This is a genomic window from Amycolatopsis sp. DG1A-15b (assembly GCF_030285645.1).
Classification (GTDB): Bacteria; Actinomycetota; Actinomycetes; order Mycobacteriales; family Pseudonocardiaceae; genus Amycolatopsis.
On the sequence record NZ_CP127296.1, the window covers coordinates 9,440,001 to 9,456,571 of the forward strand.

The following is a 16,571-nucleotide window of genomic DNA, read 5'->3' on the forward strand; positions in this document are numbered from 1 at the left end:
CCGGGTTACCGAAATCAACCAAACTCCGAATACCGTGGTGTTAGAGTACGGCAGTGAGACGGCGGGGGATAAGCTTCGTCGTCGAGAGGGAAACAGCCCAGAACACCAGCTAAGGCCCCTAAGTGTGTGCTCAGTGGGAAAGGATGTGGGATTGCCCAGACAACCAGGAGGTTGGCTTAGAAGCAGCCACCCTTGAAAGAGTGCGTAATAGCTCACTGGTCAAGTGGTCCTGCGCCGACAATGTAGCGGGGCTTAAGCACACCGCCGAAGCTGTGTCATTCATGCAATACATCGGCTTCACTCCTTGAGGGTGTTGTCTAGTGGTATGGATGGGTAGGGGAGCGTCCTGCATCCAGGGAAGCGGCGGCGGAAGCCAGTCGTGGAGGGTGTGGGAGTGAGAATGCAGGCATGAGTAGCGAATGCAGAGTGAGAAACTCTGCCGCCGGATGACCAAGGGTTCCTGGGCCAGGCTAATCCGCCCAGGGTAAGTCGGGACCTAAGGCGAGGCCGACAGGCGTAGTCGATGGACAACGGGTTGATATTCCCGTACCCGAGCATGTGCGCCCATGACGAGGCGTTTGATACTAACCACCCAAAGCCACTGTTTGAAGCCTTCGGGTGAATGATGGTGTGTGGAGCGTGGGACCTGATTTCGTAGTAGTCAAGCGATGGGGTGACGCAGGAAGGTAGCTCCGCCAGGCGATGGTTGTCCTGGTGTAAGCGTGTAGGCCGGAACATAGGCAAATCCGTGTTCCATGAGGCTGAGACGTGATGCGTAGCCGTTTGAGGCGAAGTAGAGTGATCCTATGCTGCCGAGAAAAGCCTCTAGTGAGTGCATGCACGGCCCGTACCCCAAACCAACACAGGTGGTCAGGTAGAGAATACCAAGGCGATCGGGTGAACTGTGGTTAAGGAACTCGGCAAAATGCCCCCGTAACTTCGGGAGAAGGGGGGCCAAACATCCTGAAGCTTCTTGCAAGCTAGGGGTGGGTGGCCGCAGAGACCAGCGGAAAGCGACTGTTTACTAAAAACACAGGTCCATGCGAAGTCGCAAGACGATGTATATGGACTGACGCCTGCCCGGTGCTGGAACGTTAAGAGGACCGGTTAGCCTTTCGGGGCGAAGCTGAGAATTTAAGCGCCAGTAAACGGCGGTGGTAACTATAACCATCCTAAGGTAGCGAAATTCCTTGTCGGGTAAGTTCCGACCTGCACGAATGGCGTAACGACTTTCCGGCTGTCTCAACCACAGGCCCGGCGAAATTGCACTACGAGTAAAGATGCTCGTTACGCGCGGCAGGACGGAAAGACCCCGGGACCTTTACTATAGTTTGGTATTGGTTTTCGGTTCGGCTTGTGTAGGATAGGTGGGAGACTGTGAAGTGGTCACGCTAGTGGCTGTGGAGTCGTTGTTGAAATACCACTCTGGTCGAATTGGGAATCTGAACCTCGGGCCATGATCTGGTTCAGGGACAGTGCCTGATGGGTAGTTTAACTGGGGCGGTTGCCTCCTAAAGAGTAACGGAGGCGCCCAAAGGTTCCCTCAGCCTGGTTGGCAATCAGGTGTTGAGTGCAAGTGCACAAGGGAGCTTGACTGTGAGACAGACATGTCGAGCAGGGACGAAAGTCGGGACTAGTGATCCGGCACCTCCTGGTGGAAGGGGTGTCGCTCAACGGATAAAAGGTACCCCGGGGATAACAGGCTGATCTTGCCCAAGAGTCCATATCGACGGCATGGTTTGGCACCTCGATGTCGGCTCGTCGCATCCTGGGGCCGGAGTAGGTCCCAAGGGTTGGGCTGTTCGCCCATTAAAGCGGCACGCGAGCTGGGTTTAGAACGTCGTGAGACAGTTCGGTCCCTATCCGCCGCGCGCGTAGGATACTTGAGGAAGGCTGTCCCTAGTACGAGAGGACCGGGACGGACGAACCTCTGGTGTGCCAGTTGTTCTGCCAAGGGCATGGCTGGTTGGCCACGTTCGGAAGGGATAACCGCTGAAGGCATCTAAGCGGGAAGCCTGTTCCAAGATGAGGTATCCCACCCCATGTGGGTTAAGGCCCCCAACAGACCATTGGGTTGATAGGCCAGAAATGGAAGCACAGTAATGTGTTGTCGAGTTGACTGGTACTAATAGGCCGAGGACTTGCCTACGAAGATGTTACGCATCCACTCTACGGTTCTGAAACACCACACCGGTGAACAGTGTTCATGGTGTGTGTTGTTTCGTAGTGTTTCGGTGGTTATAGCGTCAGGGAAACGCCCGGTCCCATTCCGAACCCGGAAGCTAAGCCTGACAGCGCCGATGGTACTGCAACCGAAGGGTTGTGGGAGAGTAGGACACCGCCGAACTTAACGTGAGGGAAGGGCCTGGGCCCGGTAGAGACCAAGAGTCTCCCGGCCCAGGCCCTTTTTCCATTCCCACCCCCACCCGTGTCGACCCCCCAATCACGCGTGTCGACCCCCCCAGTCACGCGTGTCGACCCCCCAGTCACGCGAGTTGACCCTCCAGTCACGCGACCCGCCCCCCTCGGGGCCGCCGGCCAACCGTTCCGGCACGTGAGTCGTCCATCCAGATACGCGAGATCCGCCTCCAGTCACGCGAGTTCCGGCCTCAATCACGCGAGGTCCGCCTTCAGTCACGCGAGTTCCGGCTCCGGTCACGCAGGTCCCGCCCCGAAGCACAGCAGCCGCGACCCCGCCGGCGCCGAGATTCCCCGCCAATCACGCGCGATGCCTCACCCCGCCCCCGGCCGGGCCGGCGGCCGCCTCCTCAACGGGGACGACAACACCAGCGACGTCGTCGTCTCCCCGTAGCGCTGCACCTTCTCGACCAGCTCCTCCAGCTCAGCCGTGTCCCGGCACAGCACCCGCAGGACCCAGCACTCCTCACCCGTCACGTGATCCGCCGCCACCAGCTGCGGCAGCGGGAGCACCGCCGTGCGGAACCGGGGTGTGTCGAGACTCCGGACCCGGGCTCGCACCAACGCCTCGATCGGCAGCCCCAGCTTCGTCGTGTCGACGCTCGCCGCGTAGCCCGTGATCACGCCGCGCTCCTCAAGGCGGCGGACGCGTTCCGTCACCGCCGAGCCGGACAGAGATACCCGGCGCCCCAGCTCCGTGAAACTCAGGCGGCCGTCGGCTTGCAGGAGCTCCAGCAGGCGCCAGTCGACGTCGTCGAGGTGGTCCACCGCAACTCTCCCGGGTTCGCAGGGCCAGTACAGGGAAATCCCCGGCCGGCCCGGGTTTCCACGCCGATTCTGCCCTGTCCCGAACTCGCCTGCCCCAGCAGGATTTGTCCCATGACACGCACCCTCGCCTTTCCCGCCGCGGCACCGGCGGCCGCCGTCGAGTACTTCGGCGCCGAACTCGGCTTCGAGGTCGATCCCGACGATCTCGTCCAGGACCTCGAAGCCGGACGCACCGATGGTTACGTCGTCGTCGAGACGCGGGCGGCCGAAGCCTTCGCCCACGCCCGCATCCCCGGCGCGATCAACCTGCCCTACCGCGACCTGACGCCCGAGACGACCTCGCACCTGGACCGCGACCTCGTGTACGTCTGCTACTGCGAAAGCACCGTCTGCAACGCCGCCACGAAGGGCGCGCTCAAGCTCGCCGAGCTCGGCTTCAAGGTGAAACGGCTCTCCGGCGGCATCACCGGCTGGATCGCCGCCGGCTACCCGGTCGAAGGCGCCGTCCTCGAAGGTGCTGTCCTCGAAGGCGACAAAGCCGGAGGAATCCGCTGTGCCTGCTGACCTACCCTGGACAGCGTGACCCGAATCCTGATCATCCAGCCGGACGCGTCGGACCCGCTGGGCCCCCTCGGCGACTGGCTGACCGAGGCCGGCGCGGAACTCGACATTCGCCTGCAGCCGGAGCAGAGCCTGCCTGACCTCGACGGCTACCAGGCCGTCGTCTGCCTCGGCGGCGGCATGGCCGCGGAGGACGACGCCAAGCACCCGTGGCTCGCCGACGTCCGGCGGCTGCTGGCCAAGGCGGCGGCGAAGAACCTGCCCACGCTCGGGATCTGCCTCGGCGCCCAGCTGCTGGCCGTCGCGACCGGTGGCCGCGTCGAGGTCGCTCCCGACGGGCCGGAGGTCGGTCCGCACCTCGTCAGCAAGAAGGACGCGGCGTGGACCGACCCGCTGTTCGCCGACCTGCCGCTCGTGCAGGACGTCCTGCAGTTCCACACCGACGCCATCACGCGGCTCCCACCCGGCGCGGAACTGCTCGCGTCCTCGCCGCGCTACGCGCACCAGGCCTACCGGCTCGGGCGTTGTGTCTACGGTGTCCAGTTCCACATCGAGACGACGCCCGAGGTCGTCGAGAGCTGGGCCGCGGAATGCCCCGAAGAAGCCGAATTCGCCCGCCCGGGCGCACTCGAGCACGAAGCGTTGGTCACCGTGCACGCCGACATCGACGAAACCTGGCGCCCCTTCGCGCACAGGTTCGTCAAACTGGCGGCCGGTGAACTCGCGCCCGCGATGGCGAGTCACCGTACTTTGCCGCTGGCTTAACGACAGAGGTCACAACCAGCAACATCCTGTTAACGGCGGGCGCACCCGTCAGGTACCTTGCGGGAGGAGTCCCCACAAGGGTGCGGAGGTCGGGGTGCAACCCTCGTTGCTGGTCGTGGTCGTCGTCGTCACGGCCCTCATTTTCGATTTCACGAACGGGTTCCACGACACCGCGAACTCGATGGCGACGTCGATCGCCACCGGGGCCCTCAAGCCCCGCGTGGCCGTCGCGATCTCCGCCGTGCTGAACCTGGTCGGCGCGTTCCTGTCGGTCGAGGTCGCCAAGACGATCTCCAGCGGCCTGGTGGACGACACGAAGATCGGCCCGGCGATCGTCTTCGGCGGGCTGATCGGCGCCATCGTCTGGAACCTCGTGACGTGGTTCGTCGGCCTGCCGTCGAGTTCGTCGCACGCGTTGTTCGGCGGCCTGATCGGCGCCACCTGGATCTCCGCGGGGGCCGACTCGGTCCACTTCGGAAAGATCGTCGAGAAGGTGCTCGTCCCGGCCGCGGCCAGCCCGGTCATCGCCGGGCTCGTCGCGATGGCCGCCACCTACGTGGTCTACCGCTTCCTGGTGCGGGGCCGGCCGGCCACGCGCGGGTTCAAGGTCGGCCAGATCGTCTCGGCCTCCCTGGTCTCGCTCGCGCACGGCACCAACGACGCGCAGAAGACGATGGGCGTCATCACGCTCACGCTCGTCACCGCCGGCAGCCTCCCGGCGGGCGCGTCGCCACCCGTCTGGGTGATCGTCAGCGCCGCGTGCGCGCTCGCCCTCGGCACCTACCTCGGCGGCTGGCGCATCACCCACACCCTCGGCAAGGGCCTGACCGACATCGAAGGCCCACAGGGTTTCGCCGCCCAGACGAGCTCGGCGCTGGTCATCCTCGTCTCGTCGCGGCTGGGCTTCCCGCTGTCGACGACGCACGTCTGCTCCGGCGGGATCGTCGGCTCCGGCGTCGGCCGCCGCGACGCGCCGGTCCGCTGGCGGATGGCCGGCCGGATGGTCATCGCGTGGCTGTTCACCCTGCCCGCCGCCGCGATCGTCGGCGCGATCTCCGGCAAGGTCGCGTCGCTGGGCAGCGTCGGCACGATCGCCGTCGGTCTCGTCGGGGTCGGCGTGGGCCTCGGCATCTACCTCCTCTCGCGACGCCACCCCGTCACCGCGCACAGCTTCCAGGTGCCCGAGCCGACGCCCGCCGGGACCGAGCCGGGCCGGCTCGCCGCCTGAGCCGGGTTCCCCGGCTACGGTGGTCGGTGATGGCAGACCGCGCGCGAACGACCGCTTCGGCGGCGAGGTACGGCTTCACCGATCCCCGTGCCGAGGGTCAGTTGCGCGCGGCCGGCTGGTGGGCCGACGGCGGTCCGGCCGAGCCGGCCGCCGACGTGCTCGCGGCGTTGTCCCGCACCGCCGACCCGGACCTCGCGCTGCGCGGCCTGGACCGGATCCGTGAGGCCGACGCCGCCGAGTGGACCGACCTCGAAGAGCGGCTCCGCGCCCACCGGACGTTCCGCGGCCGCTTCCTCAGCGTGCTCGGGACGTCGAGCGCGCTCGCCGACTTCCTCGCCGCCAACCCGGACCAGTGGCGCTCGCTCACCGGGGACAAGTGCACCGACTCCGCCTGCTACCGCGAGGCCTTGCGCACGGCGCTGCTGGCCGGCGACGGTTCGGTGCTCACCGGGCTCAAAGCCGAACACGCCCTCAAGGTCGCCTACCGCGGCCAGCTGCTCGGCATCGCCGCCGCCGACCTCGGGCACGTCGTCGAGGCCGGGCTCGAGCACCCGAGCTACGCCGAGGTCGCGGCGCAGCTGACCGAGCTCGCCGAAGCCGCGCTCGCCGCCGGGCTGATCGTCGCCGAGGCCGAAGCCGGCGCGTCCGCCGAGGGCACCTTGGCGATCATCGCGATGGGCAAGTGCGGCGGCCGGGAGCTCAACTACGTCAGCGACGTCGACGTCATCTTCGCCGGCGAGGGCGACCTCGGCCTCGCGACGCGGCTGGCGAGCACGACGATGCGCGTCGTCGGGAAGGCGTGCTTCGAGGTCGACGCGGCGCTGCGCCCCGAGGGCAAGGCCGGCGCGCTCGTCCGCACGGTGGACAGCCACCACGGCTACTACCAGAAGTGGGCCAAGACCTGGGAGTTCCAGGCGCTGCTCAAGGCGCGGCCGGTGGCGGGCGACGCCGAGCTCGGCCGCCAGTACGCCGAAATGGTGGCGCCGCTGGTGTGGTCGGCGGCCGACCGGGAGAACTTCGTCGCCGAGGTGCAGCAGATGCGCCGCCGGGTCGAGGGCCACGTGCCGTCCGAGCACGCCGAGCGTGAGCTGAAGCTGGGGCGCGGTGGCCTGCGTGACGTCGAATTCGCGGTGCAGCTGCTGCAGCTCGTGCACGGCCGGGTCGACGCGGACCTGCGCTCACCGTCCACTATGGACGCGCTTGAGGCCCTCGGCGAAGGCGGCTACGTCGGTCGTCAGGACGCCGCCGAGCTGGGCGCGTCGTACGAGTTCCTGCGGATGATCGAGCACCGGCTGCAGCTGCGGCGGCTGCGCCGGACGCACCTGTTCCCGGCGCCGGCGGACACCGACGAGCTGCGCATCCTCGCCAGGGCGAGCGGGATCAAGGCGAGTGGCGGCAAGAGCCAGGGCGAGGCGCTGCTCGCGGAATTCCGGCGGCACGGCAAGGGAATTCGCCGCCTGCACGAGAAGATCTTCTACCGGCCGCTGCTGCAGTCCGTCGCGAACGTGCCGGCCGAGGCGCTGCGCCTGACGACCAAGCAGGCCGCCAGCCGCCTGGCCGCGCTCGGCTACACCGCGCCGGACGGCGCGCTCCAGCACATCAAGACCCTCACCGCGGGCGTCTCGCGGCGCGCGGCGATCCAGCAGGCGCTGCTGCCGGTGCTGCTCGACCTCTTCGCCGACACACCGGATCCCGACGGCGGCCTGCTGTCGTACCGGAAGGTGTCCGAGGCGCTCGAAGACACCCCGTGGTACCTGCGGGTCCTGCGCGACGAGGGCACGGTCGTGGAGAACCTGGCCTTCCTGCTGGGCACGTCGCGGCTGGTGCCCGACCTGCTGGTCCGCGCGCCGGAGGTGCTGCAGCTGCTCGGCGACCCGGCCCGGCTGCTGGGCCGCACGCCCGCCGAGGTGGCGACGTCGCTGCGGGCCGCGGTCCGGCGTCAGCCCGGGTTGAACGCCGCTGTCGCCGCCGCGCGTTCGCTGCGACGGCACGAACTCCTGCGCATCGCCTGCGCGGATCTGCTCGGGCTGCTCGACGTGCCCGAGGTCTGCGAAGCGCTTTCGAGCGTCTGGGTGGCCGTGCTGCAGGGCGCGCTGGCCGCGGCGTTCCGCCAGCGGCAGGCCGAGCTCGGCCGGACGCCGGCCCGTATCGCCGTCATCGGGATGGGCCGGCTCGGCGGCGCCGAACTCGGCTACGGCTCCGACGCGGACGTCCTCTTCGTCTGCGAGCCGTCCGAAGGGGTTTCGGACGCCGACGCCGTGAAGTTCGCTTCGTCGGTCGCGGAGACCGTCCGGAAGATGCTGGGCGCACCGAGTTCGGACCCGGCGCTGGAGGTCGACGCCGACCTGCGGCCGGAGGGCCGGAGCGGGCCGCTGGTCCGGACGCTGGAGTCGTACCGCGCCTACTACGCCCGGTGGGGCGAGGTGTGGGAGGCGCAGGCCCTGCTGCGGGCCCGGTTCATCGCCGGCGACGACGAGCTCGGCGCGCGGTTCATCGCGATGATCGACCCGATCCGCTACCCCCCGGGCTTGGACGCGACGAAGGCACGCGAGATCCGCCGCATCAAGGCCCGTGTCGAAACGGAGCGGATGCCGCGCGGCGCCGACGCGACACTGCACACGAAGCTCGGCCGCGGCGGCCTCGCCGACGTCGAGTGGACGGTGCAGCTGCTGCAGCTCCAGCACGCCCACGAGGTCGAAGGCCTGCGGACGACGTCGACGCTCGACGCGCTGGCGGTGCTCCCGGAAGCGGGCCTGGCCGAGCAGCCCGAAACGGACTCGCTGGCCGAGGCGTGGCTGCTGGCGACCCGCGTGCGCAACGCGGGGATGCTGGTGCGCGGCAAGGCGGTCGACCAGGTACCGGGCTCGGGCCGCGACCTGACCGCGGTGGCGCGCGTCCTCGGCCAGTCGGCGGGCGACGACCCGGGCGAGTTCCTGGACACGTACCGCCGCATCACCCGGCGGGCGCACGCGGTGGTGGAGCACCTGTTCTACGAGGCCTGACCTACAGTGGACCGGTGACCGATCGCGAGCCGTTCCGCACCCGGATCAAGGTGCGGCACTACGAGCTGGACACCTTGGGCCACCTCAACCACGCCGTGTACCACTCGTACGGCGAGGTCTCCCGCCTGGAGCTGCTCGAAGCGTCGGGCGCGCTGAAGGGCCTTCCGGGCGTGGCGGCGGTGCTGCTGGAGACGCACGTGGTGTTCCGCCGCGAGCTGCGCGCGGGCGACGAGGTCGAGGTGACGTGCGAGGCCAAGTTCGGCAGCGGCAAGACGTTCAAGATGGATTCGAACATCATCAAGCTCGACGGCACGCTGGCCGCGGAGATCACCTGCACGCTGGGGTTGATGGACCTGGAGCGCCGCAAACTGGTCGAGGACCCGCGCGGCAAGTTCGAGGCGGCGGGCGCGGACCTGAAGCTGCTGTCGACATCGGAGTGACATAAGAAACGCCGGCGGCGAGGGCTCTTCGCACCTCACCGCCGGCGTGTCCAGGGGCCGGTCTGCTACCGGATCACACGTCGTAGTACAGGGAGAACTCGTACGGGTGCGGGCGCAGGCGCAGCGGGTCGATCTCGTTCTCGCGCTTGTACGAGATCCACGTCTCGATCACGTCGGGGGTGAACACGCCACCCTCGAGGAGGTAGTCGTGGTCCGCCTCCAGCGTGTTCAGGACCGTGCCCAGGTCGCCCGGGACCAGCTTGACGTCCTTGGCCTCCTCGGGCGGGAGCTCGTAGAGGTCCTTGTCGATCGGCTCCGGCGGCTCGATCTTGTTCCGGATGCCGTCGAGGCCGGCCATCATCATCGCCGAGAACGCCAGGTACGGGTTGCCCGACGAGTCCGGGCAGCGGAACTCGGCGCGCTTCGCCTTCGGGTTGTTGCCCGTGATCGGGATGCGGACGCAGGCCGAGCGGTTGCGCTGCGAGTAGACCAGCGAAACCGGCGCCTCGAAGCCCGGGACCAGGCGGTGGTAGGAGTTCACCGTCGGGTTCGTGAAGGCCAGCAGGCTCGGGGCGTGCTTGAGCAGGCCGCCGATGTAGTGGCGCGCGGTGTCCGACAGGCCGGCGTAGCCCGACTCGTCGTGGAACAGCGGCTGGCCGTCCTTCCACAGCGACTGGTGGCAGTGCATGCCCGAGCCGTTGTCGCCGGCGAGGGGCTTCGGCATGAACGTCGCCGTCTTGCCCGCGGCGAACACCGTGTTCTTCACGATGTACTTGAACAGCTGCAGGTCGTCCGCGGCGTGCAGCAGCGTGTTGAACTTGTAGTTGATCTCGGTCTGGCCGGCGGTGCCCACCTCGTGGTGCGCGCGCTCGATCTCGAAACCGGAGCCCTGCAGGTTGCGGACGATGTCGTCGCGCAGGTCGGCGAAGTGGTCGACCGGCGGGACCGGGAAGTAGCCGCCCTTGAACTTCGTCTTGTAGCCCTGGTTGCCGCCGACCTCGTCGGCGCCCGTGTTCCACCAGCCCTCGACGGAGTCGATCTCGTGGAAGGAGGCGTGCTCCGCGGAGTCGAAGCGGATCGAGTCGAAGATGTAGAACTCGGCTTCGGGACCGAAGTAGACGTTGTCGGCGACGCCGTACTCGGCGATGTACTGCTCGGCCTTGCGCGCGATGTTGCGCGGGTCGCGGCTGTACGCCTCACGCGTGAACGGGTCGTGCACGAAGAAGTTGAGCGCGAGGGTCTTCGCCTTGCGGAACGGGTCGATCCGCGCGGTCGCCGCGTCCGGCAGCAGCAGCATGTCGGACTCGTGAATGGACTGGAAGCCGCGCACCGAGGAGCCGTCGAACGCGAGACCCTCTTCGTAGGCCTCTTCGGTGAAGGCCTTCGCGGGCACCGTGAAGTGCTGCATCACGCCGGGCAGGTCGCAGAACTGGACGTCGATGACCTCGACGTCCTCGTCAGCGATGAGGCGCTGGATGTCGTCTGGAGTAGTGGGCACCCTCGGTGACTCCTTCTCGTTCGAGCTCGTACGGCAGTGCTCTCTTCGGCTCACGCTAAAAGTGCGGTGTTGCCCGACCGTCACCCGTATGTTTCGCCGGTGTTAACGGGTGGTCGATATCGGGTATCCGACCAGGTCGGATGTGCTCCACGCCACCGGCATACCCTAGACGGGTGGCGAGATGGACCGGTGAATGGCTGCCCGGCACCGGCGACGGCGGTCAGGACACTGATCAGCACGGCTCGCGGTGGCCGGGCGAGAAGTTCGGTTTGCCCGAATCCGGCGTCGGTTCGGCGGCAAGCGGGGGCGCGCGGCTGCTCGGGCTGATCCTCGACCTCGTCGTCGCGGCCCTGGTCACGGCGATCTTCGTGCACCCCAGCCTGCGGGACCCGGCCGCGATGCAGCAGTTCAACCTCTGGTCCGGCGGTGTGTGGGCGATCATCTCGGTCGTGTCCGCCGGCTTCTTCGGCTTCACCCCCGGCATGGGCGCCGTCGGCATCCGCGTCGCCCGGCTCGACGGCGCCGCGCTGGTCGGGCCGGTGCGGGCGCTGGTGCGGGCGGTGCTGACCTTCGTCATCATCCCGGCCGCGGTCCGCAACGCCGACGGCCGCAGCTGGCTCGACCGGCTGACCGGCACCGTCGTGATCCGGATGCGCTAGGCGTCCAGCCGGGCGCTGATGTTCGAGCCGCCGGGCTGCCCGGACTTCGCCTCGCGCTTGTCGACCCAACGGCCGACGCCGGGCGGGGGGTTCGGCGGGACCAGCATGCCGGGGTGCGCCTCGACCGGGGAAGGTCCAGCGGCGGTGGCGGCGGCGTCGGCCGGTGCTCCGCGTACGGGGTGATGCGGTCGAGCACTTCGGTCTGGATCGTCTCGTCGACCTGGTGCTGCTTCTTCCGCACGGCTTCGACCAGGCCGTCGGCCAGCTTGACCCAGTTCTGCCGGGCGGTGTGGAGGATTGTGGCGTGGGCGAGCAGCGCCGCGGCGAGATCGCGGGCGATGTCGCGTTCGCCGTTGACGAAGTCCACGAGCTGGCCGCCGTACGTGCTGCAGGCGAGCTTCGCCGAGCCGGTCCAGCCTTCGAACACCGCGGTCATCGCGGACCTGAACGTCTCGACGCCGTCGTCGAGGTCGCGGTAGTCGGCCACCAGCGCGTCGTACACCGCCGCCAGTTCGTCGAGGTTCACGGTGCCAACCCGCGACCACGCTGTCGCGAGCGACCTCGTACGCCATGGACAGCGGTACGTCCGAGAAGGACGAGCCGAACAGCCGCCGCGGGTCGTGCTCGGTGATGCGAGCGACGGCGGTGCTGACCTGCTGGAAGTGGGTGACCGCCGGTTCGAGGTACTGGCGGATCGCCTGATCCATCCGGTCGAGGTCGGCCGAGAATCCGGTCTCTTCGTTCGTGGGCATGGTTGGTTCCCCCTCGTCGACGACGTTTAACGAAGGGAGCCGTCGCGCCGCGGTCCCGAACTTCCCCTGGTCAGGGCCGGTCCGGGCGGCAGAATTGCCGCTCGGGCGGCACGAAGAAGGCCCCCGTCCGGATCCGGACGGGGGCCTTCTTCGTGAGCTGGGTCAGCGGCGGCGGATCGTCCGCTGGACGTTGCGCATCTTCGCGCCGGCCGGCATCGGGCCCTTGGGCAGTGCCGCGCCGCGGTTGCCGAGCGCCGCCAGCTTCGCCTCGAGCGCGTCGACCTGGGCCGGCTTGAGGTTGCGGGGCAGCTTCATCAGGTAGCCCTGGAGCTTCTTCAGGGGGAGCTGGCCGTCTTCGTGGCCGATCGTCACGTCGTAGATCGGCGTGTCGCCGATCAGGCGGGAGACGCGCTTCTTCTCCTGGGCGAGCAGGGTCTTCACGCGGTGCGGCGCGCCTTCGGCGACGAGCACCACGCCCGGGCCGCCGAGCACGCGGTGCACGGCGTCGAGCTGGGTGGTCGCCGCGACGGTCGGCGTCACCTTCCAGCGGCCGCGCAGGTTCTCCAGCGCCCACGCCGCGGCGCCGGGCTGGCCGTCGGCCTTCGAGTAGACCGTCTTCTGGACGCGCCGGCCGAAGATGATCATGGCGAGCAGGGCGCCGAGCACCAGGCCGAGCGGCAGCAGCACCCACTGCGCGCCGAAGAAGAACCCGATCCCGAACGCCACGCCGGCGACGACGACGATCGACCCGACCATCCACGGGATGAGCCAGGGGTCTTCCTTGCGCTGCATCTTGAAGGCCTCGAAGAGCTGGCCACGGCGGGCCTTGCTCGCCGCGCGCTTCTCCTTCTTGGCCTGCTTGGCCGCTTCCTTGTCCTGCTGTCCCGCCATATGACCAGGATACGGCCGCGTGCCCCTGCCCCGTTTCCCCGTCCCCCTCTGCGAGGATGCCGGACGTGACCGGCGTACTTTCCACCAAGAGCATCAACCGTCTGCTCGATGGTCTCGACCCCGAGCAGCGCGCCGCCGCCAGTGCCCCACGGGGGCCGGTCTGCGTCCTCGCCGGAGCCGGCACGGGCAAGACCCGCACGATCACCCACCGGATCGCCCACCTCGTCCGATCCGGGCACGTTTCCGCCGGTCAGGTCCTCGCCGTCACTTTCACGACGCGGGCCGCGGGGGAGATGCGGACGCGGCTGCGCGGCCTCGGCGTCGAAGCGGCGCAGGCGCTGACGTTCCACGCCGCCGCCCGCCGCCAGCTGCGGTACTTCTGGCCGCGCGTGGTCGGCGACCGGCCGTGGGACCTGCTGGAGAACAAGCTGCGGTACGTCGGCCAGGCCGCCAACCGGGCCAAGCTCGGGACCGAGGTCGAGATCCTGCGCGACCTGGCGAGCGAGATCGAGTGGGCGAAGGCGTCGCTGATCAGCCCGGACGACTACCCGGCCGTCACCGCGCGCGCCCAGCGGGACATCCCGGCCCCGGCGGCGCAGGTCGCCGAGGTGTACCGCACGTACGAAGAACTGAAGAACGCGGCGCAGGTGCTCGACTTCGACGACCTCCTGCTGCACACGACCGCGGTGCTCGAGGAGCACGGCACCGTCGCCGAGGAGTTCCGGGAGCGCTACCGCTGCTTCGTCGTCGACGAGTACCAGGACGTCACGCCGCTGCAGCAGCGCCTGCTCGACGCGTGGCTCGGCGGCCGCGACGACCTGACCGTCGTCGGCGACGCCAACCAGACCATCTACTCCTTCGGCGGCGCGTCGCCGCGGCCACTGCTGGAGTTCACCCGGCGCTACCCGGACGCCACCGTCGTCCGCCTCGAGCGCGACTACCGGTCGACACCCGAGGTCGTCGCACTGGCCAACCGGGTGATCGGCGCGGCGCGGGGACGGCCGGCGGGCTCGCGGCTGAAGCTGATCGGCCAGCGGCCGCCGGGACCGGAGCCGCGCTTCGCCGAGTTCGACGACGAGGCGGTCGAAGCCGGGGCCGTCGCCCGCCGGGTGCGCGAGCTGCTCGACGGCGGCGTCTCGGCGAGCGAGATCGCGATCCTCTACCGGGTGAACGCCCAGTCCGAGGCCTACGAGTCGGCGCTGGCCGAGGCCGGCGTCCCGTACCTGGTCCGCGGGGGCGAGCGGTTCTTCAACCGGACGGAGGTCCGGCAGGCGATGTCCGCGCTGCGGATGGCGAGCGGCGACGGCAGCTCCGACCTGGTCACGACGGTGCGTTCGGTGCTCGCCCGGGTCGGCCTGACCGAGTCCCCGCCCGCCGGTGGTGCGGCGAAGGAACGCTGGGACGCGCTCTTGGCGATCGTCGAACTGGCCGAAGAGCTCGCGGCGACGGTCGCCGACGCGGACCTGCCGCGCTTCTGCGCCGAGCTCGACCAGCGCGCCGCGGCCCAGCACCCGCCGACGGTCGAGGGCGTGACGCTGGCGTCGCTGCACGCGGCGAAGGGCCTGGAGTGGGACGCGGTGTTCCTCGTCGGCCTCGCCGAGGGCACGATGCCGATCCTCCACGCCGGCGACGACGAAGCGGCGATCGAGGAGGAGCGGCGGCTGTTCTACGTCGGCGTCACCCGGGCCCGCGAGCACTTGTGGCTGTCCTGGGCGCTGGCCCGCACGCCGGGTGGCAGGCGCAACCGGCGGCGCAGCCGGTTCCTCTACGGCCTGGTCCCGGAGGACCACCCGGCCGCCAGGGTCGCGCGGTCCCAGCAGAAGCCGGCGACGCCGGTCAAGACGCGCTGCCGCGTCTGCGGCGGGCCGCTGCTGGAGACCATCGACGTCAAGCTGGGCCGCTGCGGGCGCTGCCCGTCCACAGTGGATGAGGGCCTGCTGGAGCGGCTGAAGTCGTGGCGCGCCGACCGGGCGCGCGAGCTCAAGGTGCCGACGTTCGTCGTGTTCACCGACGCGACGCTGATGGCCATCGCCGAGCAGCGCCCGGCCGACGAAGCGGCGCTGGTGTCGATCTCCGGCATCGGTGCGACGAAGCTCGAACGCTTCGGCGCGGAGATCCTCGGCGTCGTCCGGGCGTCGACGGGGTCTTGACCGCGTCCGAACCATGATCGACGCGGCGAACCCGCTGCTCAGGGACGATCTTCGTATCTTCGAGGATTTTCCCGTTAATTGAGTTGCCCCCGTGTGGTGCGGGGCAATAACCTGCCAGTACCGAGCCCGAAGGGCTCGACTGGGGATCTACAGAAGCGCCGCTCGGCGGCCGCGTGTGCAGAGTACAGAAGGAGGTGCCGGTGAAATGACCATCAACACGACGCTCACGAACCCGGGCACCCGTCTGTCCTGCGCCGCGGAAGTCGCGGCTGCTCAGCGCCCGGGCACTGGTGTGTCCGTGAGCGCTCACGAGATCCGTGGCATGCGGCGCGTCTCGCGTCGTTGGGCCACCGGTGTCGTCGTCTTCGGGACGCAGGGCGTTCTCGCCGCATACCCGCAGGCCGATCTGCCGACCATCAAGCAGTTCCGTGTTCCGTTGTCGATACGGGAGCGAAGTTCCTGACCTAGTCAGGACACGAGGCTCACGAAGGCCGCGGAACCGGGAAACCCGGATCCGCGGCCTTCGTGCTTTTTGGCTGCACAACCCAAGAGGAACAGCGTTGCCCAGCTCCAGCACCCAACCGAAAACCCGTACGGCACAAGGAGGAACCACCATGTCTTCGGCCATCGCCTACACCTCGGGTGAGGCAATATTCGCCGACCTGCTCGACCCGATCACCGTCCCCGACGTCGCGCTGCCCTGCCGTTCGGGCGACGCGGACCTGTGGTTCGCGGAGTCCCCGGCCGAGCTCGAAGCGCGCCAAGGCGCAGTGCGCCGACTGCCCGGTCCGCGAGGCCTGCCTGGCCGGCGCCCTGGCCCGTCGCGAGCCGTGGGGCGTCTGGGGCGGCGAGATCTTCGAGCGTGGCGCGGTGATCGCGCGCAAGCGGCCCCGCGGCCGCCCGCGCAAGAACGCAGCTGTCGAGCCCGTCGCCGCCAAGGCCGGCGGCGACCACCGGAGCGCCGCCGCATGAGCGTCGAACCGGTCACCACGAGGGATTACGAAGCCCACCCCCGCAGCGAAGAGCTGCAGCTGACGAAGACCGAGATCGAGGAGATCAGCGAGATGTTGCTTTACGAAGAACTGTCCAGGGCCCGAATACGGGACCTGGAGGAGGGGGTCCGCGCCCAGCGGGCCCGAGGTGGCGCGCGTGCCGCCCGCCGTTGGACGCGAGTAGCCCGCTGGGCCGCGCGCCGGGCGGAGCGGTACCAGGACCAGAACTGAGCGCAGGCCCCTGCCGCCCGTCCGCGGGCGGTGGGGGCTTTGCCGCGTGGGCCGGTGGGCGTGGTCGCGTTGCGCAGGGCGGCTGTGCTGTCGCGGTGCGTGGTGGGTCCGGTGCCGTTGGCGTGCGTGGTCACGGGCGGTTGTGCTGTGCGCGGTGGGCTGGTGCAGCTGGGCGCGCGCGGTCGCGCCGCGGAAAGCGGTTGTGTTGCGGCGCGG

The 16,571-nt window shown here is 68.8% G+C and carries 14 protein-coding genes, 2 rRNA genes and 1 pseudogene (1 of these 17 only partly in view); 13 read left to right on the forward strand and 4 right to left on the reverse strand.

Annotated elements, in window-relative coordinates; translation table 11 throughout:
- Together QRY02_RS43900 and rrf are read left to right on the forward strand one after the other, a co-directional pair.
- Positions 1–2,149, forward strand: a 23S ribosomal RNA gene (locus tag QRY02_RS43900) (it extends 973 nt beyond the left edge of the window).
- Between the two features lie 81 nt (positions 2,150–2,230).
- A 5S ribosomal RNA gene (gene rrf / locus QRY02_RS43905) occupies positions 2,231–2,347 on the forward strand.
- 386 nt (positions 2,348–2,733) lie between these two features.
- On the opposite strand, the gene QRY02_RS43910 is transcribed toward rrf, so the two are convergent.
- A complete protein-coding gene (locus QRY02_RS43910) occupies positions 2,734–3,186 on the reverse strand; it encodes an Lrp/AsnC family transcriptional regulator (protein WP_285988587.1) in 453 nt (150 codons plus the stop codon).
- A gap of 111 nt (positions 3,187–3,297) precedes the next feature.
- Between QRY02_RS43910 and QRY02_RS43915 the strand changes: the two genes are divergently transcribed.
- The 5 genes from QRY02_RS43915 to QRY02_RS43935 all read left to right on the forward strand — a co-directional run bounded on the left by QRY02_RS43915 (position 3,298) and on the right by QRY02_RS43935 (position 9,182).
- Positions 3,298–3,750: a rhodanese-like domain-containing protein gene (locus QRY02_RS43915; RefSeq protein WP_285988588.1), complete on the forward strand. Its 453-nt coding sequence runs from the start codon at positions 3,298–3,300 to the stop codon at positions 3,748–3,750.
- 15 nt (positions 3,751–3,765) lie between these two features.
- Positions 3,766–4,512, forward strand: a complete 747-nt coding sequence (locus QRY02_RS43920; protein ID WP_285988589.1) for a type 1 glutamine amidotransferase — start codon at positions 3,766–3,768, stop codon at positions 4,510–4,512.
- Positions 4,513–4,606: 94 nt separating this feature from the next.
- The gene (locus tag QRY02_RS43925; RefSeq protein WP_285988590.1) at positions 4,607–5,740 is read left to right on the forward strand and encodes an inorganic phosphate transporter; all 1,134 of its coding nucleotides are present in this window, start codon (positions 4,607–4,609) and stop codon (positions 5,738–5,740) included.
- A 29-nt stretch (positions 5,741–5,769) separates the two neighbouring features.
- The gene (locus QRY02_RS43930; protein ID WP_285988591.1) at positions 5,770–8,742 is read left to right on the forward strand and encodes a bifunctional [glutamine synthetase] adenylyltransferase/[glutamine synthetase]-adenylyl-L-tyrosine phosphorylase; all 2,973 of its coding nucleotides are present in this window, start codon (positions 5,770–5,772) and stop codon (positions 8,740–8,742) included.
- A gap of 14 nt (positions 8,743–8,756) precedes the next feature.
- Positions 8,757–9,182 carry an acyl-CoA thioesterase gene (locus tag QRY02_RS43935; protein WP_285988592.1) on the forward strand — a complete coding sequence of 142 codons (426 nt, stop codon included), beginning with the start codon at positions 8,757–8,759 and terminating at the stop codon, positions 9,180–9,182.
- A gap of 73 nt (positions 9,183–9,255) precedes the next feature.
- On the opposite strand, the gene glnA is transcribed toward QRY02_RS43935, so the two are convergent.
- On the reverse strand, positions 9,256–10,680 hold the full coding sequence (gene glnA, locus QRY02_RS43940) for a type I glutamate--ammonia ligase (RefSeq protein ID WP_013223133.1): 1,425 nt from the start codon (positions 10,678–10,680) through the stop codon (positions 9,256–9,258).
- 269 nt (positions 10,681–10,949) lie between these two features.
- Here glnA and QRY02_RS43945 point away from each other — a divergent pair, with 269 nt between their 5' ends.
- Complete coding sequence (locus QRY02_RS43945) at positions 10,950–11,339, forward strand: RDD family protein (protein ID WP_285994091.1); 390 nt, start codon at positions 10,950–10,952, stop codon at positions 11,337–11,339.
- Here the strand turns inward: QRY02_RS43945 and QRY02_RS43950 are convergent.
- On the reverse strand, positions 11,257–11,865 hold the full coding sequence (locus tag QRY02_RS43950) for a hypothetical protein (protein ID WP_285988593.1): 609 nt from the start codon (positions 11,863–11,865) through the stop codon (positions 11,257–11,259). The genes QRY02_RS43945 and QRY02_RS43950 overlap by 83 nt on opposite strands.
- A 44-nt stretch (positions 11,866–11,909) precedes the next feature.
- On the opposite strand from QRY02_RS43950, the gene QRY02_RS43955 reads away from it, so the two are divergent.
- The gene (locus tag QRY02_RS43955) at positions 11,910–12,041 is read left to right on the forward strand and encodes a hypothetical protein (protein ID WP_285988594.1); all 132 of its coding nucleotides are present in this window, start codon (positions 11,910–11,912) and stop codon (positions 12,039–12,041) included.
- Positions 12,042–12,253: 212 nt separating this feature from the next.
- Here QRY02_RS43955 and QRY02_RS43960 read toward each other — a convergent pair whose 3' ends face one another.
- Entirely contained in the window at positions 12,254–12,982 is a 729-nt protein-coding gene (locus QRY02_RS43960; RefSeq protein WP_285988595.1) for a DUF4191 domain-containing protein, read from the reverse strand.
- Between the two features lie 56 nt (positions 12,983–13,038).
- Here QRY02_RS43960 and QRY02_RS43965 point away from each other — a divergent pair, with 56 nt between their 5' ends.
- From QRY02_RS43965 to QRY02_RS43980, 4 genes and pseudogenes are all read left to right on the forward strand, one after another.
- Entirely contained in the window at positions 13,039–15,132 is a 2,094-nt protein-coding gene (locus tag QRY02_RS43965; protein WP_285988596.1) for an ATP-dependent DNA helicase UvrD2, read from the forward strand.
- A gap of 205 nt (positions 15,133–15,337) precedes the next feature.
- Positions 15,338–15,595 (forward strand): hypothetical protein, encoded by a 258-nt coding sequence (locus QRY02_RS43970; RefSeq protein ID WP_285988597.1) that lies wholly within the window; start codon positions 15,338–15,340, stop codon positions 15,593–15,595.
- 151 nt (positions 15,596–15,746) lie between these two features.
- Positions 15,747–16,104, forward strand: a pseudogene (locus tag QRY02_RS43975) (WhiB family transcriptional regulator).
- Positions 16,101–16,355, forward strand: a complete 255-nt coding sequence (locus QRY02_RS43980; protein ID WP_285988598.1) for a hypothetical protein — start codon at positions 16,101–16,103, stop codon at positions 16,353–16,355. Before QRY02_RS43975 ends, QRY02_RS43980 begins: the two are co-directional and overlap by 4 nt.
- Positions 16,356–16,571 lie beyond the last annotated feature (216 nt).

What these genes read in the sequence shown, in the direction of transcription:
- QRY02_RS43980 (WP_285988598.1), top strand. Translation starts at nt 16,101, where the DNA reads ATGAGCGTCGAACCGGTCACCACGAGGGATTACGAAGCCCACCCCCGC.
- QRY02_RS43960 (WP_285988595.1), bottom strand. Translation starts at nt 12,982, where the DNA reads ATGGCGGGACAGCAGGACAAGGAAGCGGCCAAGCAGGCCAAGAAGGAG.
- QRY02_RS43915 (WP_285988588.1), top strand. Translation starts at nt 3,298, where the DNA reads ATGACACGCACCCTCGCCTTTCCCGCCGCGGCACCGGCGGCCGCCGTC.
- QRY02_RS43955 (WP_285988594.1), top strand. Translation starts at nt 11,910, where the DNA reads ATGGACAGCGGTACGTCCGAGAAGGACGAGCCGAACAGCCGCCGCGGG.
- QRY02_RS43930 (WP_285988591.1), top strand. Translation starts at nt 5,770, where the DNA reads ATGGCAGACCGCGCGCGAACGACCGCTTCGGCGGCGAGGTACGGCTTC.
- QRY02_RS43965 (WP_285988596.1), top strand. Translation starts at nt 13,039, where the DNA reads ATGCCGGACGTGACCGGCGTACTTTCCACCAAGAGCATCAACCGTCTG.
- QRY02_RS43970 (WP_285988597.1), top strand. Translation starts at nt 15,338, where the DNA reads ATGACCATCAACACGACGCTCACGAACCCGGGCACCCGTCTGTCCTGC.